The organism is Bacillus sp. NTK074B, assembly GCF_017303375.1.
GTDB lineage: Bacteria > Bacillota > Bacilli > Bacillales > Bacillaceae_B > Rossellomorea.
This window is the reverse complement of the sequence record NZ_JAFKOH010000003.1, coordinates 184,428-210,094: the sequence shown is the minus strand read 5'-3', so window position 1 is coordinate 210,094 and position 25,667 is coordinate 184,428. Positions and strand designations below refer to the sequence as shown.

The 25,667-nt window shown below is 39.7% G+C and carries 22 protein-coding genes and 1 pseudogene; 18 read left to right on the top strand and 5 right to left on the bottom strand.

Going from position 1 to position 25,667, the window contains the following annotated elements:
* Positions 1–72 precede the first annotated feature (72 nt).
* Entirely contained in the window at positions 73–609 is a 537-nt protein-coding gene (locus JI667_RS07065) for a hypothetical protein (RefSeq protein WP_206851496.1), read from the bottom strand.
* 248 nt (positions 610–857) lie between these two features.
* Between JI667_RS07065 and JI667_RS07060 the strand changes: the two are divergent.
* From JI667_RS07060 to JI667_RS07050, 3 genes and pseudogenes are all read left to right on the top strand, one after another.
* A pseudogene (locus JI667_RS07060) lies at positions 858–1,410 on the top strand (GNAT family N-acetyltransferase).
* Positions 1,411–1,707: 297 nt separating this feature from the next.
* Positions 1,708–2,670, top strand: a complete 963-nt coding sequence (locus JI667_RS07055) for a helix-turn-helix transcriptional regulator (RefSeq protein WP_206851494.1) — start codon at positions 1,708–1,710, stop codon at positions 2,668–2,670.
* 74 nt (positions 2,671–2,744) lie between these two features.
* Entirely contained in the window at positions 2,745–3,377 is a 633-nt protein-coding gene (locus JI667_RS07050; protein WP_206851493.1) for a type 1 glutamine amidotransferase family protein, read from the top strand.
* Between the two features lie 484 nt (positions 3,378–3,861).
* Here the strand turns inward: JI667_RS07050 and JI667_RS07045 are convergent, their stop codons facing one another.
* Positions 3,862–4,371: a GNAT family N-acetyltransferase gene (locus JI667_RS07045; protein ID WP_206851491.1), complete on the bottom strand. Its 510-nt coding sequence runs from the start codon at positions 4,369–4,371 to the stop codon at positions 3,862–3,864.
* A gap of 614 nt (positions 4,372–4,985) precedes the next feature.
* Positions 4,986–5,225 carry a hypothetical protein gene (locus JI667_RS07040; RefSeq protein ID WP_206851489.1) on the bottom strand — a complete coding sequence of 80 codons (240 nt, stop codon included), beginning with the start codon at positions 5,223–5,225 and terminating at the stop codon, positions 4,986–4,988.
* A gap of 233 nt (positions 5,226–5,458) precedes the next feature.
* Here JI667_RS07040 and JI667_RS07035 point away from each other — a divergent pair, with 233 nt between their 5' ends.
* From JI667_RS07035 to rbsB, 6 genes are read left to right on the top strand one after another with little or no spacing between them, the layout of a single operon-like run.
* Entirely contained in the window at positions 5,459–6,439 is a 981-nt protein-coding gene (locus JI667_RS07035; protein WP_206851488.1) for a LacI family DNA-binding transcriptional regulator, read from the top strand.
* 6 nt (positions 6,440–6,445) lie between these two features.
* Positions 6,446–7,336: a ribokinase gene (gene rbsK, locus JI667_RS07030; RefSeq protein WP_206851485.1), complete on the top strand. Its 891-nt coding sequence runs from the start codon at positions 6,446–6,448 to the stop codon at positions 7,334–7,336.
* On the top strand, positions 7,333–7,719 hold the full coding sequence (gene rbsD, locus JI667_RS07025) for a D-ribose pyranase (protein WP_206851478.1): 387 nt from the start codon (positions 7,333–7,335) through the stop codon (positions 7,717–7,719). The genes rbsK and rbsD overlap by 4 nt, the downstream gene beginning before the upstream one ends.
* Before the next feature lie 18 nt (positions 7,720–7,737).
* Complete coding sequence (locus tag JI667_RS07020) at positions 7,738–9,228, top strand: sugar ABC transporter ATP-binding protein (protein ID WP_206851471.1); 1,491 nt, start codon at positions 7,738–7,740, stop codon at positions 9,226–9,228.
* Positions 9,221–10,174, top strand: a complete 954-nt coding sequence (gene rbsC / locus JI667_RS07015) for an ABC transporter permease subunit (RefSeq protein ID WP_206851469.1) — start codon at positions 9,221–9,223, stop codon at positions 10,172–10,174. The genes JI667_RS07020 and rbsC overlap by 8 nt, the downstream gene beginning before the upstream one ends.
* A gap of 10 nt (positions 10,175–10,184) precedes the next feature.
* Positions 10,185–11,123 (top strand): ribose ABC transporter substrate-binding protein RbsB, encoded by a 939-nt coding sequence (gene rbsB / locus JI667_RS07010; protein WP_206851467.1) that lies wholly within the window; start codon positions 10,185–10,187, stop codon positions 11,121–11,123.
* Between the two features lie 70 nt (positions 11,124–11,193).
* Here the strand turns inward: rbsB and JI667_RS07005 are convergent, their stop codons facing one another.
* Entirely contained in the window at positions 11,194–11,877 is a 684-nt protein-coding gene (locus tag JI667_RS07005; RefSeq protein ID WP_206851466.1) for a hypothetical protein, read from the bottom strand.
* 424 nt (positions 11,878–12,301) lie between these two features.
* On the opposite strand from JI667_RS07005, the gene JI667_RS07000 reads away from it, so the two are divergent.
* From JI667_RS07000 to JI667_RS06965, 9 genes are all read left to right on the top strand, one after another.
* Positions 12,302–12,715, top strand: a complete 414-nt coding sequence (locus JI667_RS07000; protein ID WP_206851465.1) for a hypothetical protein — start codon at positions 12,302–12,304, stop codon at positions 12,713–12,715.
* Between the two features lie 1,554 nt (positions 12,716–14,269).
* Positions 14,270–14,542, top strand: coding sequence for a PqqD family protein (locus JI667_RS06995; protein WP_206851463.1), 273 nt, complete (start codon positions 14,270–14,272; stop codon positions 14,540–14,542).
* Entirely contained in the window at positions 14,532–14,924 is a 393-nt protein-coding gene (locus JI667_RS06990; protein WP_206851461.1) for a lasso peptide biosynthesis B2 protein, read from the top strand. Before JI667_RS06995 ends, JI667_RS06990 begins: the two co-directional genes overlap by 11 nt.
* Before the next feature lie 17 nt (positions 14,925–14,941).
* The gene (locus JI667_RS06985) at positions 14,942–16,735 is read left to right on the top strand and encodes an asparagine synthase-related protein (protein WP_206851456.1); all 1,794 of its coding nucleotides are present in this window, start codon (positions 14,942–14,944) and stop codon (positions 16,733–16,735) included.
* Positions 16,736–16,792: 57 nt separating this feature from the next.
* A complete protein-coding gene (locus JI667_RS22880) occupies positions 16,793–16,921 on the top strand; it encodes a hypothetical protein (protein ID WP_280515468.1) in 129 nt (42 codons plus the stop codon).
* Positions 16,922–17,035: 114 nt separating this feature from the next.
* Positions 17,036–18,706 carry an ABC transporter ATP-binding protein gene (locus JI667_RS06980; protein ID WP_206851454.1) on the top strand — a complete coding sequence of 557 codons (1,671 nt, stop codon included), beginning with the start codon at positions 17,036–17,038 and terminating at the stop codon, positions 18,704–18,706.
* A 21-nt stretch (positions 18,707–18,727) separates the two neighbouring features.
* Positions 18,728–19,600: an ABC transporter permease subunit gene (locus JI667_RS06975; protein WP_206851452.1), complete on the top strand. Its 873-nt coding sequence runs from the start codon at positions 18,728–18,730 to the stop codon at positions 19,598–19,600.
* Positions 19,601–19,806: 206 nt separating this feature from the next.
* Positions 19,807–20,625, top strand: a complete 819-nt coding sequence (locus tag JI667_RS06970; RefSeq protein ID WP_206851450.1) for a hypothetical protein — start codon at positions 19,807–19,809, stop codon at positions 20,623–20,625.
* Between the two features lie 1,503 nt (positions 20,626–22,128).
* On the top strand, positions 22,129–22,983 hold the full coding sequence (locus JI667_RS06965; protein WP_206851448.1) for a malate synthase: 855 nt from the start codon (positions 22,129–22,131) through the stop codon (positions 22,981–22,983).
* A 1,131-nt stretch (positions 22,984–24,114) separates the two neighbouring features.
* Here JI667_RS06965 and JI667_RS06960 read toward each other — a convergent pair.
* Entirely contained in the window at positions 24,115–25,440 is a 1,326-nt protein-coding gene (locus tag JI667_RS06960) for a purine-cytosine permease family protein (RefSeq protein ID WP_206851447.1), read from the bottom strand.
* Positions 25,441–25,667 lie beyond the last annotated feature (227 nt).

Here is a 25,667-nt window from a genome sequence, read left to right as displayed (position 1 = left end):
AATGGAATAACAAGCGGCGGTATTTTAAAAGGAACCTTCCATAAAACAGAAGGTTCCTTTAATAAAGTAATATTAACCATTTTTGTTTGCCTGCATAGGAGTCTGAAAAAGCTCTTTTATCTCTGCCATAGATAAAAAGGTCAAATTTGCTCCTATTCCATCTGGGTCTTCAATTTTCATTAAATTGATATACTTTGCAAGTGAAATTTTCTTGTTGTCTTCGGCAGTATTTTCGTTTTTAACTGATATTTCAATTCTGTATCTTTTTGAAGGGTCTGGTCTATCGATTACGACTGGTTCCACCTTTCCTTCTTCATCCACGAAAACTGTTGTAATAGTGACATTCTCTTTTTGAGGCTCAACTTCATATGTTTGTATTTTGCCTAAAGGTTGATTTTCTGAATATGGTTGAATAGAAATTGCTAACTCGGTCTTTGGAGGAAGATTGGTCTTATTTCGTATTATTATGTTTGCACTCTTTATATAAACTTTAGCATCCAATTTATATTTTGAATTAGGGACCTCAACTGATTCTTCAAAAAGGATAACTCTACATCCTCCCAATAACAAACTGAAAACACTTAACAAAATAAGTGAATAAAATTTCATATTCCACCCCTTATAATAATTTTTAATATTCAGTTATATATTAACACACAATAACCTTTTTATTTCCTTTAAATTACATTTGTCTGGGGGCATCTTCAATTAACGGGGGCGATAATTAAACATTGCGCTTTTTTTGAATAAATCATTGTAAGAATTAGATGAATTTGAAATAATTGGTATTAAGTTAATGGGCGAATAAAAGCAATGTTTACTAATATATCGTGGGAAGAGGTTTATTGTTGGTAAATATTAATGATTTTCCAATAATTGAAACTGAGAGATTGATTTTGAGACAAGGAACAAATGGAGATGCAAGCAACCTTTTAAAGTACCTATCTAATAAAGATGTAGTAAAGCATATGGGATTAGAACCCTTTAATTCCATAGATGACGCTTTGGATGAAATTTCGTAGTATCATTCGATATTGGAAAAGAAAACGGGAATAAGATGGGGAATAACATTAAAGGATAAAGGAGGGGTAATTGGTAGTTGTGGTCTTTTAAATTTGGTATCAAAGCATTATCGTTCTGAAATTGGTAGTGAGTTAAGTAAAGAATACTGGAATAAAGGGATAGCAAGTGAGGCTTTTGAGGCTGTTATAAGGTATGGATTTGAACATATGAATTTACAACGGATAGAAGGGTGTTAATAGAACCTCTTAATTTACCGTCTTAAAGATTAGCAGAAAGACAGGGTTTATGAGAGAAGGACTTTTGAGAAGTTATGAATTTACTGTTGGGAAATTTGATGATTTATATATGTATTCAATGTTAAAAAGTGATTTAAATGTAAAGTGGTAACTTTGGAATGTGAATGATTACACTTAAAGAAACGGGGGCCATAATGGGAAAATTCACTTTGATCATTTCCTAATCTTTAGACAAGCTACAACTAAAGAGTATATAGGCATCATATAGCTTAAATTTTTTCCTATGTATGTGCCCTTTTTTCTAATAAATCCACATTCCACAACCTCTGGCTTGCACATAGTTTGTAAAATAGCAAATTAATCGAATAAGTGGATTGCTCAATATGATAAGATTTGAAATAATTGGTATTGTAATAGGGTTATTCATTATATATGGAGGTGAAATCACATGCCCAAAACGGACAATATGCTAGCGATTCTCTGGATGCTTCGTTCAGGTGAAAAAGTGACGGCACAACAAATGTCAGAAAAGTTAGAGTTGAATATTAGGACGGTGTATCGTTATATTGATACCATTTCTACAAGTGGCGTACCGATTGTTTCAGAACCAGGACATAATGGTGGATACTCTTTATTGAACCATTTTATTGAGGCTCCGCTTTTTTTTGATATTGAGGAGCAAACGTCCCTATTCCACGCGGCTGTGTTTGCAGAAGAAGCCGGATATTATGGAGGGGAAGCACTCGATAGAGCCATTTCAAAACTAAGTAACCACTCCAATCAAGAGCAGGAGACAAAGGTAAACCTACATGTAACGAGACTTGAAGTCATAAGCCGATCAAGTTCACACTCTATGGATCCTTTTTTAAAGGAGTTGGAACAGGCCGTAGCTGACGGGTACTCAGTTAGCATTCACTATCAAAAAGGTGGCGAAAAGCCATTACATGAGAGACTAGTCGATCCATACAGAATGATCTATTGGAATCAGAAGTGGTATGTGATTGGATTTTGTCATCTTCGGAATGATATCCGCAGTTTTAGAGTCGATCGAATAGAAAGTCTGACGCTGACTGAAAATACGTTTAACCAGCCGGAAGATTTTTCAGCACGGGACTTTTTTATAAAAAACCTTCTTCCCACAATGGAAGATAAAGAAGGGATTATTCCTTTGGTTCTTCATGGTGATAAAAGTGCATTAGATGATATTTGCCAACATTGGTTCTTAGGACATTATGTACAAGAACGGACTTCCGATCAAGCCGTGTTTCTTCTTGAAACAGACATGATCCATACATATGTACCTTATTTACTTTTACCGTACAATACATCGATTACAGTGATGGAGCCAATCAGTCTTAAGGAAAGACTGATTGAAGTTTTGACGGAATTAATAGAATTTCATCAAGTATAATGACTTCCCTGACGCTACCTGTCAGGGAAGTTTTATTATAATAGCTATATCAATGGTGATTGGAGTGTAATTGGATGCAAACACAAAAAGCTTTTCTATATGTATTTGATACAATGTCGGACTGGGAATATGGATATGTAATGGCTGAATTAAACTCAGGTAGATATTTCAAAAAAGATGCAGCACCTGTAAACGTCATGACAGTAGGGGCTACTAAAGAAATGATTACGACGATGGGAGGACTGAGTATAAAACCGGATATGTCCCTTGATGAATGTACTTTTGAGAGTGAAGATCTTTTAATTTTACCAGGAGGGACTACTTGGAGTGAAGATATCCATCAACCTATCCTTGAAAGAGCTGGCCGGGCTTTAAAGAGTGGCACGATTGTGGCTGCCATTTGTGGTGCAGTTGAGGCCCTTGCGAATAGGGGATACTTAGATACTCGAAAGCATACAAGTAATAACTTGGAATATACGAAAATGGTATGTCCCAACTATAAAGGAGAAACGTTCTATGAATCGGGACCTGCGGTAGCTGATGGGAATTTAGTTACGGCATCAGGAATAGCTCCTCTGGAATTTGCCATGGAGGTACTGAAAAAAATAGATGTGTTTACACCAGATACATTAGATTCATGGTATCACCTAAATAAGACCCATCAATCCCAATACTTCTCTCAGTTAATGAATTCGATAAATAAATGAAGGTGCTGAAAAGCTCCATTTCTCTTAAATTGAAATTTGATGAACGAATCAATCCACTCCAATAATCGGAAGCGGCCTCATATTCGTCAACTGATCAATAGACGGAAGAATTCCTCTTAATTGAGTCTGACGGTTAAAAAAAAGCTGAAATAGCCGGAAAAATTCCGTCTAATGACTCAAGAAATACAAATATAAGTGATTTTTCTTTGCGTAAGCGGAAAACCTCCGCTTATTTACTGCTAAAACTAGTTCCATCCTGAATGTAACCGGAAAACCTCCGCTTATTTTCTTTATAACCCTGTTAGGAATTTTGATTCATTTATAGAGATTTTAACGTGATCGAGTAAAAATAGTGCCATCCAAACTGGCAACTATAAAAAACAAAGAGATTCGTCGATTGACGAATCTCTTTGTTTTATCATACTAATTATTAGCTGTTTAATCACTCACCAGTTTGTTATTTTTCAGGAGAGCGTAAAACTGCTTATACTATACGAGAATAATAAGCTACATCGGCAACCCGGCCGTGTAAATGCGATTCAGGCAACACTGCCACCAAAGTAAATCCCAGTTTTTCAATTAACTTTTTTGATGGGATATTTTTATCATCTATAGTAGCAAATAGGCGTGTAAGGTGTAATGTGCTTTTACTATGCTCAATGACCGCGGAAACTGCTTCATACGCATAACCGCCTCCCCAATGCTCTCTCATGAAGCGATAACCGATTCCGCCAAGATAACCTTCTGCTATTTCTGGAATCATGACATCACCGATGAATTCATCCGTATCTTTTAAGGCAACCGTCCATTTTGTTTCAGTGCGATTCCTCACCATTTCTAACATGGAGTGTTCATCACGAGGGGGATTAAGCCCTAGAAATTCTCTTACTTCATCATTGTTCATCATTTTCATCATATTGGGAATGTCTTTTTCCGCTCTCGGACGTAAGGTCAATCGTTCTGTTTGAATGATCGGTGCTTCTTTTTTTTCCATGATGTATTCCAGCCTTTCGTCCATTATATAAATAATCTATCATATGAACCCTCACCGACACTGATTCAAAAAACCTTCATTAGGGGGCTTCATTAAATGGCCACTTTCCTATTTCACCAAATGTTTCTTATCAAGCGAAACATCATTTTTGGTATAAACAATAAGATGTTGAAAACCACTTCAGATATAAACTCTATTAGGGTATCTTTATAGAATTCTTTTCTATTTTGTTTTTTATTTTTCATTTTCTAGCTCCCAAATAATTAATTGATATATTTTCTTATCCTTATTTTACCGCAGGTTATGATATACTTTTCGAATAATTGGAGCTCATTTTAGTGTCGTTTTCTTGTTAAACCAAACGAAGCTTGATATAAAAATTGCGTGATAGCGTCTAAATGAACATGGAGGTGAACGCTTATGAAGCGAATCGTAAACGCTTGTTCTCTTGTGTTCATTTTGATTATGAGTGGATGCAACAACTTCTCCACACCGAAAATTTCAAAAGGGGAAGTATCGATTTGTTAGTTCGTTTCTACCTCTTGAAATAGACCTTATCAAGAATATGAGTGATCTATTAGAAATAATAAAGAGAACCTCTAAAAAGGATCCCCTTAATTTCTAGACTTCTTCTTTTCAATCATTGATAATAACGAATACAAGATAATTCCACAGACGATCATCAGAAGGAAAGCGTTTGTGATAAGGTTAAAATCAAGCTCATGAATGACTTGTTCTACTTCTCCGTTACCACTGACCGTAATGTATTTCCATCCATCATATTCGAGCGTAAAGAAAGAGAGAATCAAGCCTCCTATAATTCCACCGACAATTGACATCCAACCTTTTTTCATTGTTTCACCCCTTAACGTAAGTATAAAGGAACAAAGGGAGAAATATTAGTAAATTCTGTAATATTAATGGATTCCTATTCACATCTGGAAAAAAGTCCCCTCGAACACGTCCATGCCATCCATTTAAAAAGAGAACAAAATAAACAAAACGATTGCAAGCGATTACAAATCTATGTTATTTTATGTGTAACCGGTTACACACTAACCAACCAAACGAACAGGAAGTGACGCACGTGGCAACAATCAAGGATGTGGCGAGTGAAGCGGGGGTGTCAGTGGCGACGGTCTCCCGGGTGCTGAATGATAATGGCTATGTAGGAGCCGGGACGAGGAAGAAAGTGATGGGGGCCATCGAGAAGCTGAATTACAGCCCGAATGAGGTGGCACGGTCCCTGTATAAACGGGAGTCGAGGCTGATCGGACTGCTGCTTCCGGATATCACGAACCCGTACTTCCCGCAGCTGGCGAGAGGGGTAGAGGATGAAGTGAGTGAGGCCGGGTTCAGGCTCCTCCTTGGAAACAGCGACGAGGACATCCAAAAGGAGCTGGATTATATCCAGACCTTCGTTCAGAACAATGTCGTCGGCATGATTTCAGCGACCAATCATGTAGAGCATGATCAGTTATACAGTGAATTGAATCTCCCACTCGTCCTCCTTGACCGGACCACGGACAACTATCCGGCAGTGTACGCGGACGGCCGCAAAGGTGGACGCCTGGCGGCAAAGACCTTAGTGGAAAAAGGAGCGAAGCGGATCACCGTCATGAAGGGACCGGCTCACGTGAAGCCGGCACAGGACAGATTCCGGGGAGCCGTCGAGTACTTAAGCGGGACAGACGTCGATTTCACCGTGATGTCCACAACCTCGTTCTCCTTTGAAGACGCAAAGGGCTGGGCAGAGGAACTGTTCGCCACTTATTCAGATACGGACGGGGTTATCGCAAGCAATGATATCGTCGGGATCGCGATTCTCCATGAGGCATTGAGGCTCGGGAAGAAGATACCTGAAGACGTACAGATCATCGGCTACGATGACATCCCTCAGAGCAGCCTTTCCTATCCGGCGCTCTCCACAATCAGGCAGCCTGCCTACGAAATGGGGAGGCAGGCAGCGGCACTTCTGATTAAACTGATAAAAAAAGAAAAAGACATCGATACAACGGTTCAGTTTCCCGTTGAACTTATACAGCGAAACACAACACGAAAGGGATGAAGAAAGATGAAAAAAGCGAAGATTGCCGTGATCGGCAGTTCATCCATGGATCTGGTGGTCACATCAGCGAAGCGCCCCGGTGCAGGGGAAACGGTACTCGGCGACAGCTTTGACACGGTACCCGGAGGAAAAGGAGCCAACCAGGCCGTTGCAGCAGCAAGGCTTGGGGCAGACGTTTACATGATCGGGTGCGTAGGCGATGATCCTTACGGCCAAGAGATATTGGAAAACTTTAAGAGTAATGGTGTTCATACCGAGTATGTGGAACCGGTTACAGGTGAGAAATCCGGAACCGCTCATATCATCCTTGCTGAAGGGGATAACAGCATCGTCGTTGTAAAAGGGGCCAATGATCTTGTGACACCAGAATACGTCGAGAAAACAGCTGACTTCCTCAAAACATGCGATCTCATCATGATCCAGCAGGAAATCCCGGAGGAAACGGTCGAGTACGTAGCAGAACTGTGCAACAACATTGAAGTACCTCTGCTACTAAACCCGGCACCTGCACGAAAGATTTCACAGAATGTCATCGTTGGTGCCAGCTACCTGACACCGAATGAACATGAAGCAGATGTGCTCTTTAATGGAATGAAGCCGTCAGAGGCGCTGAAACAATATCCTGACAAAGTCATCATCACCGAAGGAGCAGCGGGAGTCCGCTATCATAACGGCACAAAGGAAATCCAGGTTCCTTCCTTCAAAGTGGAAATGGTGGATACTACCGGAGCAGGGGATACCTTTAATGCCGCATTCGGTACAGCTGTCGCTGAAGGACAATCAATGGAAGAAAGCCTCCGATTCGCAAACCGCGCCGCATCACTTTCCGTGACCGGATTCGGGGCACAGGGCGGAATGCCGACAAGAGACGAAGTGGAAAGGAAGCTGGTAGAATGAAACGACATGGCATTTTGAACAGTCACATAGCAAAAATACTAGCCGATCTCGGCCACACCGATACGATCGTCGTGGCCGATGCCGGTCTCCCGATTCCGTCAGACGTTGTGAAAATCGACCTGGCATTGAAACCGGGAGAGCCGTCCTTCCTTGACGTGGTCGAACTGTTAAAGGAAGAAATGGTCGTCGAAACTGTCACGCTTGCTGAGGAAGTGGAAACGAATAAAGGGGTTCAGGAACAAATGACCTCCTGGTTTGACGGGATCCAGTATGTATCTCATGAAGACTTCAAGAAAGAATCCCATAAGGCGAAGGTTGTCATTCGCACGGGGGAAGTTACACCGTATGCGAATTGCATCCTTCACGCGGGAGTCATTTTTTAAAACAAAGGGGGTAGTAGCATGCAGATCAGCATGAAGAATATCCATAAAGCATTTGGGACGAACAAGGTCCTTGAAGGCGTGGACATCGAGATCGGGGAAGGTGAGGTCCATGCCCTGATGGGGGAAAACGGTGCGGGAAAGTCGACCCTGATGAACATCCTGACGGGTCTTCACAAGAAGGATCAGGGAACGATCACCATCGACGGGAAGGACATGACGTTTGATAATCCGAAGCAGGCAGAGGAATTTGGCGTTGCCTTCATCCATCAGGAGCTGAACGTCTGGCCGGAGATGACCGTCCTTGAGAATCTGTTCATCAATAAGGAACCGGTTACACAATTCGGTCTCATCAATACGCGAAAAATGAAAGCGGTTGCGAATGAGCAGTTTAAGAAACTGAACATTTCCATCCCTCTCACAAAAGAAGCGGGACAATGCTCGGTCGGACAGCAGCAGATGATCGAAATCGCCAAGGCCCTCATGACAGATGCAAAAGTTATCATCATGGACGAGCCAACCGCGGCATTGACGGACCGGGAAATTGAAATGCTCTTCACCGTCATCCGCTCGCTCAAGAAAGCCGGCGTGTCGATTGTGTACATCTCCCACCGGATGGAAGAGATCTTCACAATTTGTGACACCATCACGGTCATGCGGGACGGACGCACGGTGGATACGACGCCGATCCCCGAGACGAATTTTGATGAGGTCGTAAAGAAAATGGTCGGACGTGAATTGACAGACCGCTTTCCAAAACGCCAACCAAAGCCAGGGGAAACAATGCTTGAAGTAAGGAACCTGACAAAGAAGGGACTGTTTGAGAAAGTCAGCTTCGAAGTCCGTTCAGGAGAAATCGTCGGCGTATCAGGATTGATGGGGGCAGGTAGAACAGAAATCATGCGCACCATCTTCGGACTCGACGGACGCTATGAAGGCGAAATCCTCGTGAACGGGAAACAGGTCACCATTAAAACACCCGATCAGGCAGTGAAGCTTGGTCTTGGATTCATCACCGAGGATCGGAAGGATGAAGGACTCGTCCTCGACTTTTCCCTGAAGGATAACATCGCCCTACCAAGCCTCTACAGCTTTACGAAGAAAGGCTTGATCAACGATAAAAGCGAACAGGACTTTGTGGAAATGCTCATTAAACGGCTGACGATCAAGACGGAATCAGCCCGGACCCACGCAAAGAACCTGTCCGGCGGGAACCAGCAGAAAGTGGTCATCGCCAAATGGATCGGCATTGGTCCGAAAGTGCTCATCCTCGACGAACCGACGAGGGGAGTCGATGTCGGGGCGAAACGGGAAATCTATCAACTGATGAACGAGCTCACCGACCGGGGTGTCGCGATCGTGATGGTATCATCCGAGCTGCCAGAGGTACTCGGAATGAGCGACCGCATCCTCGTCGTCCATGAAGGGACCATCGCGGGAGAGCTATCAAAGGAAGAAGCCACACAGGAAAAAATCATGACATTGGCGACAGGAGGTCCCGCACATGAATAACGCACTCAAAACGGATCACGTCGGCAATCTGATGCAAAAGCTCGGTCCGCTCCTCGGACTGTTTGTGCTGATTGCGACCGTATCCATCATCAACCCTAGTTTTCTAGAACCCTTGAACTTATTGAATCTATTACGACAGGTCGCGATCAACGCCCTGATTGCCTACGGGATGACCTTCGTCATTTTGACCGGGGGAATTGACTTATCCGTCGGCTCGATCCTCGCCTTATCCAGTGCCCTCATGGCCGGGATGATGGTATCGGGTATCGACCCAATCCTTGCGATCCTGATTGGCTGTATCCTCGGAGCCGTAATGGGAATGGTCAACGGACTACTCATCACAAAAGGAAAAATGGCACCATTCATCGCAACACTCGCAACGATGACCATGTTCCGCGGGTTGACGCTCGTCTACACAGACGGTAACCCAATTACGGGACTTGGCGACAGCTATGCCTTCCAACTGTTCGGAAGAGGATACTTCCTTGGAATCCCGGTACCTGCAGTCACAATGATCCTGACGTTTGCGATCCTGTGGGTCATCCTGCATAAAACTCCGTTTGGCCGAAAAACGTATGCCATCGGTGGGAATGAAAAAGCAGCCCTGATCTCAGGGATCAAAGTACCACGCATCAAAGTGATGATCTACTCCCTGGCAGGCTTACTCGCAGCACTCGCAGGAGCGATTCTGACGTCACGTCTGAACTCAGCCCAACCGACAGCGGGTACATCCTATGAACTCGATGCCATCGCCGCCGTCGTCCTAGGCGGGACAAGCCTGTCAGGCGGACGCGGACTGATCGTCGGAACACTGATCGGTGCACTCATCATCGGAACGTTGAACAACGGTCTGAACCTGCTCGGCGTCTCATCCTTCTTCCAAATGGTCGTAAAGGGTGTCGTCATCATCATCGCCGTTCTCATCGACCGAAAGAAAGCAGCGTAGGAGGGATACTATGAAAAAAGCATGGTTATTACTAATCAGTTTATCACTCCTATTCCTTGGCGCCTGCTCCCTGCAGCCGCCGGAATGGGCCAAGCCAAATAAAAGCTCGAACCCTGAAGACATCAAAATCGGACTTTCTGTTTCAACCCTAAATAACCCATTCTTCGTCTCCATGAAAAACGGAGTAGAAGACGAAGCGAAAAAACAAGGCATGGAAGTCGTCGTCGTTGATGCTCAGAACGACGCCGCCAAGCAAATCAATGATGTAGAAGACCTCATCCAGCAGGGCGTCAACGTCTTACTCATCAACCCGACGGACTCAGCGGCCATCTCAACTGCCGTCCAGTCCGCCAACAGCCTAGGCATTCCCGTCGTCACCCTTGACCGCTCAGCGGAAAAAGGAGACGTCGCCACACTCGTCAGCTCCGATAACGAAAAGGGCGGCGAAATGGCCGGAGAATACCTCGTCGAACAGCTAGGTGAAGGAGCAAAGGTTGCAGAACTTGAAGGTGTCCCTGGAGCATCTGCCACTCGTGAGCGTGGAGCCGGGTTCCACAACATCGCGGATGAAAAGCTGGATGTCGTGGCCAAGCAGACCGCGAACTTTGATCGTACCGAAGGACTAAATACAATGGAGAACCTGATACAAGGGAATCCAGATATCAAAGCGGTGTTCGCTCATAACGATGAAATGGCATTAGGAGCACTGCAGGCGATCCAGAGTTCTGGACGTGACGTTCTAGTCGTTGGATTTGATGGAAATGAAGATGCGATTACTAGCATTCGGAATGGCAACCTGTCTGCGACTGTTGCTCAGCAGCCTGAGAAGATTGGTCAGTTGGCTGTTCAGGCGGGGGCTGATGTGTTGTCAGGGAAGAAAGTGAAGGAGAAGATTCCGGTGCCGTTGAAGTTGGTGACGGAGGAGAATATAGAAGAATCTTCAGAATAGATTGTGGTGGTAAACCTCATTCGTGCATTTTTGCGAATGAGGTTTTTCGTTTGTTGATCCAAAAAAAGATTCACTTACAATACTTCACCAAAGTAAAGCTATCCAGATTACTAATCTGAGAGTTAAGTTCACATGCATGAATCACGTTATTCTCTTCTGCAAACTTATCGTACTGACTTTTCTGAATATCATCCATAAAAATACTATCATCATAGTTAAAATTAGTTATCACTAATTCAAACTCCTTGTATTTCTTATTCATCAATTCCTCATACAAATGATAAGCGTTTTCTTTATCTATATCATTCCCTGTACTGGCAATATAAACAGTAACTCTAATATCTTCATTATCTAACTCCAGTGAACTATTTAAAACATCGGTAAATGGATCAACTTCTAAATAGTATGTTTCCATAGAAAAATACTGTTGAACAGTCTCTCGTATATCAAGAAACAATCCATATTCATCCCTCATCATTCCGTCTTCTAATGAAACATTAAATTTATATCCGGTCTTTTTCGATTCGGCTTTTAATAAGTGGAAGTCAATGGGTGCACTGTAGTCAAGATAGGAAATAATCTGAAACGGTTCGTTGTATTTGGCACTCAATTTATTCACGACCACTTCTTTCACTTCATCTTCATCGTTATTCAATATATTCTGTGCTTGATGGGCTGCTAATAAAAACAGCGGGACAAAGACGATGAAGCCGAAAGCAATCATCATCGGTAAGATAACAAACTTGGTCTTCATTTCCCCCTCCAAAGGTCATGCTTGAGTAGTGTGTTCAGTATCAATATCTTCTACCACTTCTAGCGTTTTCCCTTCTTCTTAATATTGTTTGTTTTCATTCTCATCCATGTATCTTTGACAATAATCTGAAGGTAAGATCCTTAAAAAGCAGAAGGAATGACCCCATTCATAATGAAAACTTTTTTTGCGGTTTTAGATATAAGTAGATGCTCCTTTTGTAATTTTTTGGTAAAATAAAAACAGTACTGGAGCTACCTGTGGATTTCCCTGACTCCAGGGAGGGATTCGAATCTTCACCAGGGTTTTATGTAAGAGATCGTATCCGAAGGTTTAACGAGGATTGCACCATACTTGTTGGGATAGATAGAGCTGCGATATCAAGCTTGGCTTTGTTCTTTATCACTATTGAAACGGAGAGAAAAACATGCTTATCATACCATTATTTAATATATTCTTTGGTATTTTTATTATAGTGTTACTCTCGAAACTATGGGAGAAGCTAGAAGGCTGGTTCTATGGAAAACTATCTCAGAACGTAAATAAGCAAACGCTATTTCTATTCATGACGCTGGTCATCTTCATCATAGATTTCATTTTTCATTATAGCTTTATCAATACGATGTTCGTGGTGTGTTTTGTTTTATTGGTGATTAATTTCTTCTCTCCGTATTATTCAAGTCATATGTTAAACGAAGAGAGAGTATTTATGAGATATGCGATTAAGGTGTCGAAGGATACTCCCGTTACTATCTTCACACTCACTCTTACTCCGTTTTTGATTGCTTCCTTGGGAATGTTTTTGATTATGATCATCCTAACCGTCAAGCTCTATTATTGAGTTTTTACTTGGCCAGGCACTTCACGCGTCAGACCAGAAACTTATATATTTAAACGAGCTTGTCCCGTTAAGGGGCAAGCTCGTTTCCTGTCAACCAACTGATGGACTCTTCATTGAAGAGGCACGTGTTATGCTCATCGCGTGTGAGGCTCGGAACCAGTCTTTGTCGGTATAGAAGGGGATGGTGTGCTCGGTCATGTCGAGGAGCATCGACACTTCTTTGACGGTCAACAAATGAAATCACTCCATATGCGTATGATTTACCTTCGTGTTACTCGAAGGTGGTAACGTAAGAAACAGTTGAGCTCTTTGTAAATTACGTCAAATAAAAGGTAATAAGCTTCCTGGAGAGTGGACGGGGGACCGTTTCTCTTGGAAGCTTTTTTCTATTGTGTAAAGAAAAAGAAGGAATTAGCGAGGGATCGGCCACTGTTTTTCAGAAGTTTAACAGAAACCCATAATCACAAAACCACTTCTAGCGTTCAGCCTTCCTCTTCATCAATACCAACATATTTAAATAAATTTCATCAAAGGGTATCCTTTCCCTGCCAATCTCACTATATAAGGGTTGAATACATAACGAAACAGGAGTGAATCAAATGAGTAGATGGGGAATTTCATTCATTGGTTGTTTGAATGGGATAGATTTTTTCACCCATATGTATGGATTCTGTTGAATGCCATGTATGAGAGCGAAGTTCCGTTAGGGTCTGTGCTGTCTGGTGAAAGGAAATACATTCAGTCGATCGGGGAGTCGGAGAAGAATGGGTATGGGGGCGTCTATAGGTTTATGCCGTTGAGTGATTTCATTTGCCGAGATCATTTCTATTCGATGGGGATGTCTGTAATAAAGAGATGTAATGATTCTGGAATTAATCAACCTGATTCCGGAAGGTCTTCGTGCGGCGAAAAGCATGTGAATCGGGTGCGGAAATAACCTGCAAACAGACTTAAGATCTTATAGAAAGAATAGATATTAGAGAACAACAACATCAACACCACTGCCATTAGAGACACTTAGGATGTAGATAGGGAGAGGCGCTGATTGGACATTTCATTGGCAGGATGGATCATGATATTTGAGTAGTTCATCCGGAGGGATCTGGTTTTGATCACTTGGAAGAGTGTAGAGACTTCAAATCGATATCATCAATGGCTGATAAGGTCATTAGGTTGAAGGTGGGATTTTCCAGATTAATGAAGTAAAGTCGAGTGGGATACGTCCCCGTTTAACCACGTCCCCGTTTAACCATGATTCTGGGATTGACCGGCTTAATGATAAAAACTTAGGGTTGGGTAGAGTGGGGACGATTCCGTCTCTACCTTTTCCTTTAGACGACCCCCACGAATTCACCCAAAAAGTAGAGTAAGAACCGTCCCCGGTTTACACCCGGTTTGCAAGTATCAGTTATCAAGTGAGAAATTATAAAAATAAATTGAATATTCCTAAAAGAATAATTTTTATGTCGAATGTTGTGATATGATAAAAAAGGATTAAATAATATACATATTTTGTAATTTATATGTAAGTAACTTACAAAAAGGTGGGGTTTTATGGATTCAATTAAATTAGAAGATGGGATCTTCCTTCAAAGAAATGAAGGTTTCACAACAATTTTCGATTACAATAATAGTTTGTACTATAGTCTGGATGAGGTAGCTTCAGATATTTTAAAGTATCTGTTGGAAGAAGAAAGTGTGGAAGAAGCAGTGAATCAAATGATATTGACTTATGAAGTAGATCGAGAGAAATTATTGTTAGACTGCAAAAGATTAATAGAGCAGTTAGAAAATGAGAAAATTCTAAGAGTAAGCTATGTTAAATAAAATAAAAATTTACGTACTTTTCTATTACTATCATAAACTCTTAACAAAACAAGGGATGAAACCAGTGTTAGAGGAGTTAAAATTAAAAAAATATCAAAATAAAAATATTTATGAAAATGTGAGTGTAAAGGAATTGATTGATTTCTGTAATAATATAGAAAAAGTAAGAATTAAACATCCATTAAAAGAAAAGGCTCTTTGTCTTCATAAATCAGTTTTGGCATATTCACTTCTCATTCGAAAAGGGATTGATGTGAAATTATTTATAGGTATAGCTCAAGGTGAGTTTGAAGCGCATTCATGGATAGAATATAGTGGAACGGTTTTAAATGATAATCATGAATATGTTAAAAGAAAATATAGAACAATTATGGAAATATAATAAAGGAGTTATTGGTATTGGGCTCTATAACGGGTATAAAGACTAAATCACTTTCCAAATCAGAATTGGAAAAAAATATCGATGTAATGTTAAATTGCTTCAGGCTTAAAAATGAAGGTGAAGTAATATTTGATACTAATGGTTATGTAGGGATGGGTTTTATCAACGAAAGAATTGAGGATGATTCTAATTCAATCTATTATAGGGTAGGCTTTAGTGAAGTAATGATAACACTTGATGGGAAAATTGATAATAGAGAAGAAATCTTTTCTCTGTTAAAAATTTCATCGTCTGCGAAAATAACAGATAATTTATTAATCGCTTTATTATACGATAAGTTTAAAAAGGATTTTCCAAGATACTTAAAAGGTCAGTTTGCAATTGGATTATACGACATAGTTTCAGAAGAGGTATTCTTAACCAAAGATCCTATAGGATTAAAACAATTATTCTATTATATTGATTCTGAGGAAGTCAGGTGGTTTACAGAGATACTTCAATTGAAAGCGATTACAACTCTGGAAGTCAATATGAACTATTTAGAAAATTATTTAAAATCACAGCCTGCAGCATATGTAGAAACGGCTTATCGGAAGCTTTATAGAGTAGAGGCTGGAGAGATTGTGAAAATTTCAAAAAAAATTCATGTTGAACGTGCAAGGTATTACAATTTTCCTGTTGCACCGGTCGTATATAGTAGTGAAATAGACTATATAGAACATTTTCAAGAATTATTTAAAAATGCAATTAAAAAAAGTATACCTAAAAAAATACAGGACATTGGTTTTTCACTTAGTGGAGGATTGGACTCCTCGAGTATCTTTTCTTACGCTCATTATTATAAGTATATCCACCCCTCTAAAATGAATGTATTCTCTTATACTTTCTCAAACAATTTAGATGCAGATGAAAGTGAATATATAGATGAGGTACTTAATAATTATTCAGTTGAAAAAATATATAAGTTTGATTGCAATGATGAATGGTGTTTCAAAGGGGGACTTGATAGTTTTAAAGATTTTGATGAACCTTATCCCCTTTATGGATATAGTCTTTCTTCTATTATACCGAAAGCAGTGGAGGACAAAGGAATTAAAGTACTGATCAGTGGGCATTGTGGAGATCACGTTCTTATGGGGAACTTGAATTACTTATATAACTTGCTTACTACATTTAAATTATCTAGCTATTCAAAGGGTTTAATGAAATGGAGAGAATCATATTCTCTTAAATCATTATTGTTTACCTATTCCAGGAAACCAAAGGATGTCTACTTGAAATCACCTGATTGGTTAAGGTCTTCTCCATCTGAGGGGGAAATGGTTCAAGATGGAGTATGTTGGGATGATGAATCTCGTCGCAAGTACTTTGAAGGAATCGTATATCAGTCAGGCCATGAATGGGTGACACAGTATGTTTCAAAAAGATACGGTATTGAAACTAGATATCCATTTATGGATATCGATCTAATGGAGTTCTTACTGAATATTCCTGTTGACTTGAAAATCAATCCAAAATACGACAAATATATTCTTAAAGAAGCTTCAAAAGGAATACTCCCTAAAAAAATACAATATAGAAAACAAAAAGCTGGTCACAGTAATCTAATTACAAAAGGACTCCGAAAAGAATGGGGAGGGTTCCAAGAACATCTTAATCTCGAGGCGTTAAATGGAGCTGGGCTTGTAAATTCAGATGCTTTCATGAAAACAATTAAGAACTTTTATATGGGAAATATACAATATTATTCAGACATTGTACCGATCACTAGAACGTTGTCTGCTGAAATATGGCTAAAGAATCAATCATAATGACAAATTATTTATAGAGTAGTGGGCACCTACCCAAATTTGGAAGGATTGATACTAATGAAAAAACAATACACAGCACCTACATTCATCTTACTTGGAAGCGCAGTAGAATTGACAAAAGGTGGATTCATTTCTCAATACGCAGAATGCCCGGAAAGCTACTGCGAATTTTATCGCAAAGGTTAATCTCTACCCAAGTTAACTCATAACGCACCATCAATTAACTGTACTTAATAATAAGAATAACATTCGTTAAAAAACAGGTGCCCACTACTGTGTAAATAATTAGGAGAGACAATATTGAGAAAATTTATTATTTACTACTTAAGTTTATATCAAAAACAATGGATAGTGCTAGGTTTTTGTGTCTTATTGACTTCATTATTTCCATCATTCATCCCTCTAATAAATAAATTATTAATAGACAATGTTTTTTTAGACCAACGATATGACCTATTTATTAATATTGCTCTATTATTTTCGGCTTTATTAGTGATTGCATCCTTTTCCAGTTACTACCGTCATAAGACAGTACAAATTCTTAGTGAAAAAATCAAAATCGATATATCTATAGTACTATATAAAAGTATAATGATGAAAAAATTATCATATTTTGAAAAAGGAAAAACAGGTAAGTTATTATCCCTTTTTCAAGCAGATATTCCTCAGATTATACGGATTTTTAAAGACATGATTCCTACGGCTTTGCAAATTGCCTTCCAGATCATCTTTTCATCAGTGGTACTCATGTTTGTGAGTAAGGTTGCTCTTTTACTTGTATTAATCTTCTTACCTATTTCAATTTTGGTATCACAATGGTTCAAAAATAGGATCCGCTCCAGTTCACTAGAATATCAAGAAGCTCTTGAAGATATAAACAGTGACCTTCATGATAATCTAATGGGTGCTAAGGAGATTCTTCTTTATACTAGGGAAAAAGAAAACATAAAAGAAATGAACATAAAATTTAATATAAGCTTAAGACCCACCGAGAAGTTATCTAACGATCTTGGGCTTTCTAATGGCATCAATTTCTTTATTTATTGGGCTTCCTTTTTAGTGGTCCTAATAGTAGGTGGAATATTGACTGCCAAAGATACAATTACTTTAGGATCTTTGATCGCTATGGTTTCTTATTTCATGAGTTTATTTGGTCCCATTAATTTTCTGATTGAATTATATAATTCATTCCAATCTACTTTTGGTGCTCAGTCAAGGTTATCATCAGTTATTGACTATGAAGAACTATCACCTGAGGTTAAAAATAAAGATTATGAAAGAATAGAATCGATTGAATTTAAAAATGTCTCTTTTGAATATGATAGGGGTCAAAAAATATTAAATGATATTAATCTTGTTTTAGAAAAAGGTCAAATGGTATCTCTTATTGGGGAAAGTGGTGTAGGAAAAACTACTCTAGTCAATCTCATATTAAAAAATATAATGAGCTCAAAAGGTGAAATCACTTTTAACAATAGATCGATTAATAATTGGGACCAAACAGACCTTTTAAAAAGAATTTCTTTCTTAAGCCAGGACTATTATCTTTTCAACAAAACAATTAAGGACAATGTAAAGTTAGCTAACGAGGAACTCAAAGAGGAAGAATTAGTATACTTAAGTAAAAAAATAGGAGCTAATCCTTTTATTAGAAAGTTAAAAGATCAATATGCCCAAAAAGTAGGGTTTAATGGTCAAAAATTATCTGGTGGACAGAAACAACGTATTGCATTATTAAGAGCGTTAGCAAAAGACTATGACGTTCTGATTCTTGATGAGGGAACATCAAGTTTAGATGAATCTTCGGCTCAGGAAGTGGTGAATTTTCTAATTGAGCTAAAGCGTGAGGGGAAAATGATCATTCAAATCACTCATGATCTAAGTTTGGCAGCGAAATCAGATGTCATTTATGATTTAAAGAAGGGTTCTTTACATCAATATAGAACAAATAGAGTAGTATCCAATATTTAGTATTTTGCGAGGGGGATTATTATGTCTTTACATAAGCTGACCAGGAGGTTGACAGAACCACTCCTTATAGTTGTTGGTATTATCCTGGTCAGTGCAGGATCAGGTTTTTTTCAAAATCAATTTTTTTCACTGGCATCCTATGGGGAAAGCCTTATAGTGGTATTGGAGGATTTAGCTGCACCTTTGGACCTTATATATATTAATCCGGTATCAGAGGTGGAGAGGAACTTGTTTCCTATTATTTTTTATGCATTTCTAAGCAGTGCTAAAATTGTATTCCTGGGTATTTTGCTTGCTATTATCAGCTCGTTGCTTCTTCTCATTGTGTATGTTTCAGTTGGTAGTAAAGTAAGAAGGGCGATTAAATCAGTGTCAGTTTTGTTTAGTTCGTTGCCTGATATCTTTGTTATCGCAGCATTACAAACATTTGTGATATGGTTCTTTAAGAACACTGGAATATTGTTAATAGATGTAGCTTCTGTAGGTGAAAATGAAGTCATTCTTGTTCCTGCTATTACCCTTAGTATTCTCCCCACCTTTTTCTTCTTGGGTCTCATGGTTTCCTTTGTGCAGGAGGAGGAAAGCTCTTCATATGTCGAATTGGCTAAAAGTAAAGGACTGTCTAAATATCGCATCCTCTTCGTACATATGATTCGTAACATCTTGGTCAGTGTGACCTTTCATGGGAAACAGATAGTGTGGATGATGTTATCGAACCTCTTAATTCTAGAATATCTTTTTAATGTATTTGGAGTGACCTCCTTTTTATTCACATATAATACGCCATCTATATTTGCTATTACTGCGATTCTATTATTTATTCCTATTTTTGCTGTATTAAAAATTCTTCAGTTTCTTATCAAGAGACGGATAGGAAAGGAGATAAAATTGTGACCGCACGTTTAAAATATACCATTTTGGTATCCGTATGCCTGCTTTTTGTTTTAATGATGGTTCTAGGAAGCCTGTACTTTCACATGTCGGACGGAAGCATTCCTCAGACATTGCTTGAAAAGTCAAAAACTGGGGAGATTGTAGGATCTGCACCGTTTTCTCCATCTATAGAATTTCCGTTCGGTACAGACCGGGACGGTTATGATATGTTTTACAAAGTTCTAGAAGGGGCACAATATACCCTTGGTGCTGCTATCGTTATTTCTATTCTTGGTTTTATTATTTCGTTTCTATTCGGTATACTTGGAGGTTTTATAACGTCAACATATTTTGAAGTAACTCAATCGTTATTTACATCATTTTATTTTATCCCTCAATCAATCATTGCTTACAACTTCCTTTTTCCACTATTATGGGAGCCTCCACAGGGGTTTGAAACCACATTTGCTGAGAGGATTTTATGGAGCATAATCACTCTCGCTGTAATTATTGTGCCTACTACGGCTATTCTGATTTCTAATGAAACCAGGGAAATATTACAAAAGGAATTTATCATAAGTGCAAGAGTACTTGGCGGGAGTAAATTTTTCCTTTTCAGAAAACATATCCTCCCTCATCTTCAATTAAGATTATTTATTATTTTTCCTAAAATCACCATTCAAGTATTGCTTATAATGGCTCATTTAGGTTTTTTTCTCTTATTCTTTGGGGGAACAGACGTGTGCTACGGTCCTTTCTGTGACCCGCCGAAGCCCATAGTCAATGAGTGGTCAGGACTTATGGCTATGAACTTCAATGAATTATTCAACGCTTGGTGGATATTCATGGTGCCTATGATGTTCTTCTCTCTCACAATCCTTTCCTTAAATGGGATCACAAAGGGCTTAGAGGGTATATTGCATGCAGACGAGAAATTACTTAGAGAAAAACCAGGGATCCAAGAATTTCTTCATGAAGAAAGTAAATCGGCAGCTGCTTTAAATGAGGAGCACTTTCAGCCGATTCAGAAAAGGATAAGCAGTTAGGTAAGACAAGTAAACATACTTCTTGTAACTAAGGCACAAGCATAAAGATAAATGGTTGTGTCCCTTGCCTCAAAAATATATATCACTCCTGGTGAGGTCTCTGAGGTTTCAACCTCTTCATTGAGCACTCTTTTGTTTCTATCTGTGAAACTTTATGGATAAACCCCAATGTTGAAAATATAGAGATATAGGAATCAGATCCACAGGCATTGCACGACCTTAAAATAATTCCATATTTTAAATAAATAGTATTTACACACAATAAAAAAACTCCTATTGTAGAATGTTGACCTTGTTTTGTTCCCTTAAACAAACAAGTCTTCTACAAAGGAGTTTCAAATGAACAATAAAAGTATAGGTCGTGAAATGCTTATTTGTCAATGCTTATCCCTTTGCCAGTGAGTCAGACCCTTGGTGCGTTGAAGTATTAATGTACTGGGGATCCGACCCCGATTTTTTATAATTACATTGATCTAATAAAAATGAAGTTCCTACTCCCATGGAAGTATTATATTGCAGGGGAATAGGAGCTTTTTTTATTTTAAGAAGATCTTGAAATCTCATCTTGTTTTCCAGGATTACATTTTATCACCTGTATGTGTGGATTCTGTTGAATGCCATGGATGAGGGGGGAGTTCAGTTAAGGTGTGTGGTGATTGGAGAAAGGCCGTATATTCGGTCGATTGGGAAGATTCGAGAGGACCTGTTTTTTAAAGTGCGAATGAGGCCTTTTTGTAAGAGGTTGGAGTCGGAGAAGTATGAGTATGGGGGTGTCTATACGTTTAAGACGATGAATGATTTCGCTTGTGGGGATTATTTTTATTGGATGGGGATATCTGTAAAAAAGGGATGTGATGATTCTGGGATTGACCAGCTTGATTATAAAGCTGATTCCGGAATGTCTTCGTGCGGCGAAAAGCATGTGAATCGGGTACGGAAATAACCTGCAAATAAACTTAAGAATTTAGAGAAAGAAGAGATATTAGAGAACAACAACAACATAGCGACGCTAAGGATGTAGATAGGCTGGTGGCGCTGATTGGATATTTCATTGGCAGGATGGATGTAATCATGATGTTTGAGTAGTTCATACGGAGGAGTTCTGGTTCGAGCACTTGGAAGAGTGTATTTTCTACTAGGTGAAGAGGAGAATACAGGTCTATATCATCAATGGCTGTTAAGGATCATTTATCATTAGTTTGAAAATGCGCTATTCCAGATTAATGTAAAAAGTCAAATTGAACCCGTTCCCATTTATCCAAAAGACTCAGGGTTGGATCAATCACCAAGATTTAAACAAAATTACATTTTACCTCGCAATAAAATAGGTTGTCAACACATAATTTGTATTTTTATCAAAAAAATGCTATAATTATCACCTGTTGATTTTTTACATTGAACGTTTCGTTATCTATCTTATTTATTCCGAAGGGAAATTCAAACAGTTTTTGTGAGCTTTTCAGGCAATGGTACCCGAGTGTTTATACAAGGAGGACTAATATATTGAATTTAATCAATAAGAAAGTTACACATGAGCGGTTTGGTATGGGAAGCGTCGTTAATCATAATGATACGGTAGTTGAAATACATTTCGCCTCGGAAAATAAAAAATTTGTTTACCCGGATGTATTTAGACAGCACTTGAAACTACATGATAAGAGTGCTGCCAATTCACTTGAAAAAATTTTACACGAGCAGGAAATGGAACTCAAAGAGGTAGAAATGCAGAAGCAAGAGGAAAAGGAACGGCAAAGAAAACACCAGGAGCTTCGAGTGGGTCATGAAAAACTTATGAAAAATCATAAACTTCATCCCGAATCGCAGATGGTTTACAGGTGCGATACAGAAGAACAGACCAGCTCCATTTCAGATTGGACGGTTTCCTCTGGTGAAATAAAAAGTGGAAATAATAAGGGTAAGCCAAACAAACCCAGTCGCTTACATCAAAACAGTGCGGTCCTGCTGACAGCGGTCGATCCCGGCATGCCTGAAAAAGACAGACGGATATTAGGTGTCTATATGGTGAAGGATCATTTCATCGGTAAACTTTGTGAAGATGGAAATATTCCTGCCCATTCCCATTACAGACTCCAACTTACAGACGAGGAATCGAAGCAGATGCCTTTTTGGAAGTACTATGCCAATGAAAAATCCCCTCAAAAAACGACATGGAATACAGGTAAGTACCGTTATTTTGATAATTCGTGGATGGCTCAGATATTGCGTGACATCGTTTCATTGAAAAGTGACACGGAAGAACAAGAGCTGGCACAACAATTTCTCGACCACTTCTCTAAGATGAATCAAATAGTAGAGCAGGAGTTAAAAGAGCCAAATGGAGCATTATTGCGTGCTTAGATAAGAACATCGGGGGAACTGGCACATAATAAGGTGAGAGAGTGTGTTAAGTTCACTGCGAATAGTGTTAGAAAGGGACAAGGCGGCCGCCTTGTCCCTTTCGCTTTCCCTTTTAGTGGTTTTTGGACACCTTACTTGTTCCTTCGACTCCCATTTTTACCTCAGACCTCATTTTATATAGGGTGAGTTTAAAACGACTATCTGAGTTTTAATGGGAAAATGTTACTTATTCTCGATTGTTTAAGGAGATCAATCGGTTGCTTAGACTTTTTGTTACAAGACACGGTGAAACTGTATTGAATACCCAAAGGAAGATACAGGTACAGTCTTTGATTAAGCGGTTGGAGTCAGAGAAGTATAAGTATGGGTAGGTGTTTATGTTAAGGTCGACGAATGATTTTGTTTGTGGAAATTGCTTGAATTGGATGGAGATGTCTGTAAAAGAGAACGGTGTGATGATTCCGGGGACGAACAGCTTGATGACAGAGCTGTATCCGGACTGTCTTCACGTGGCGAAAAGGATGTGAATTGGGTACGGAGATGACCTGCAAGCAGACTTAAGAACTTAGAGAAAGAAGAGATCTTAGAGAACAACAACATCAAAACCACCGCCAATAGAGACGCTAAGGATGTAAATAGGCAGGAGTCGCTAATTGTGATTTATAAAAAAACGTTCAATAGTGAATCCATTCTCCGTGAAGTATCTCAAGATTTTCGTTAAAAAACTTCTAAAATAACATACAAAGCCATAAAAAGTTTTACATAGAGATCAGACCTTCGTCACCTTGAAGCGCTAGTTTACGGAAGGTCTGATCTCATTTCTTCATTGCTAATATACATATTATCATCTATTTGTCATTTGAATTTTTTTTACTTTTTACTGAGCTAACATACGACAGGAAGAAAATAAGTATCGCCACACCCAATACTAAAGCCACTTGAATGATAAAATCCATAGAAATCCCACCTTTTTAATACATAATTAATAGAGGTTTACTCTAAAAGAGCTGTGAACTTCCTGAGAGGTATAATCGTCAGAGGTTACTTGATAAGGCTTTGAATGTACTGGGGGTCAGACCCCTATGATTCAGAATTGTTACAGTTAACGTAAATGTACTGGGGGTCAGACCCCTATGATTCCTGAGCAGGCTTCTGTTCTGCCACCCTACTTCTTTTTTTACTAAACACATATATAATAGAAGTCATAATAAAACAACTAAACCCCGGCGAAAACGAATCAGGAATCACCAAATATAACACCATCCCAATCACTAAAACGTACAACGCCTCACGATTAAAATTCAACCCCCCACTCGCAAGTCTCACAAGCGCACTCTCCGAAATCCTCCCTTTCCTAATCACCAAATAATCAGCCACCACAATCGCCGATATCGGAATGATCAGGATCCCCAGATACGAAATATACTCCTGCGCATTATAAACCAGCTGCGGAAACGAACTTAAAATGATCCCAGCGATACTAAATAACAGTGCACTTTGAATCCGCGATAGGGAAGGCAGTGCATTAAGCAGACTGTATCCCCCTGTATACGCATTACTGAGATTAATAGATATCATCGATACCATCGCACAAGCTGTAATCACCAATAGAAGCAGGCTGGAGTCGGTCAGTTGGCCGGCTGCCACGAATGGATTGAGATCCTTGAACAAGCTGGCACTCAATCCTCCAAGGAGTGCGGTCATCATGAATCCGACGACGTTTCCTCCGTACAGTCCCCAGAATCCGTGGCGGTCGCTTTTGCTGTAGCGGGTGATGTCGGAGGATGCGCTGACGCCTGAGATGTATTGGACGAAGACGAGGCTTGAGTAGAATAGGAACGTTCCGATGGAGAAGGGTTCCTGGCCTTGTGTGAGTGTTGGGAGGGAATCGGCTCCTTCTGTCAGGAACAGGTAGAGGATGATTCCCTGGCCGATCACGAGGATCGGGATGAATAGTTTGGTCGCTTTTTTGACGGCTTCGAAGCCGATGAGGGCTAGAAGGGTCATGATGATGGCGAGTCCAATGGCGACGGGGATGAACGGTATTGTGTATGGTGTTACTTTTTCCACCATGGAGATGATGACGAAGGTTCCTCCGATGGTTTGGACGCTGAACCAGTAGAGGGACGTCAGGGACCGGATGGGGGATGCGATGAGCATCGACAGCCGGGTTCCGATGATGGATCTTAGGACGTATTGAGCGGGCAGGCCGTAGCGGGAGCCCGGTAGAGATAGGAATGATACGAATAGGAAGGCGACGCTTGCTCCGAGTACGGTGGCTAGAAATGCTGCCTGGAAGGATAGTCCGCCTTCAAGGACGGCGAGTGCCGGGATGAGGAAGTTTCCTGCATTCACGGAGAAGGCGAGCTGTATGATGAAGTATTCGATCCATGTGGTTGATTTTAATTCAGGCGGGACCTTTTCGAGTCCGAGCCGTTCGATCATTGGTTGTTTCATAAAATAAGTCTCCTTTAGGTATACTAGGATGCATGGTTTCTATTTTAAAGAATTTTTGGAAAAAAGCGAAGAAATAATCATTTATTTTTTTAAAGAAAAATAGAGATATTTCCAAAATTTTTTGTTAGAATGTAAGTGCTTACAGGGTGAGTAATTGCCCTTCGCTATTATATATGAATAGTGTTATATTTAGGAAGTGAATGCTCCAAGGAGCAATAGTGCATTTA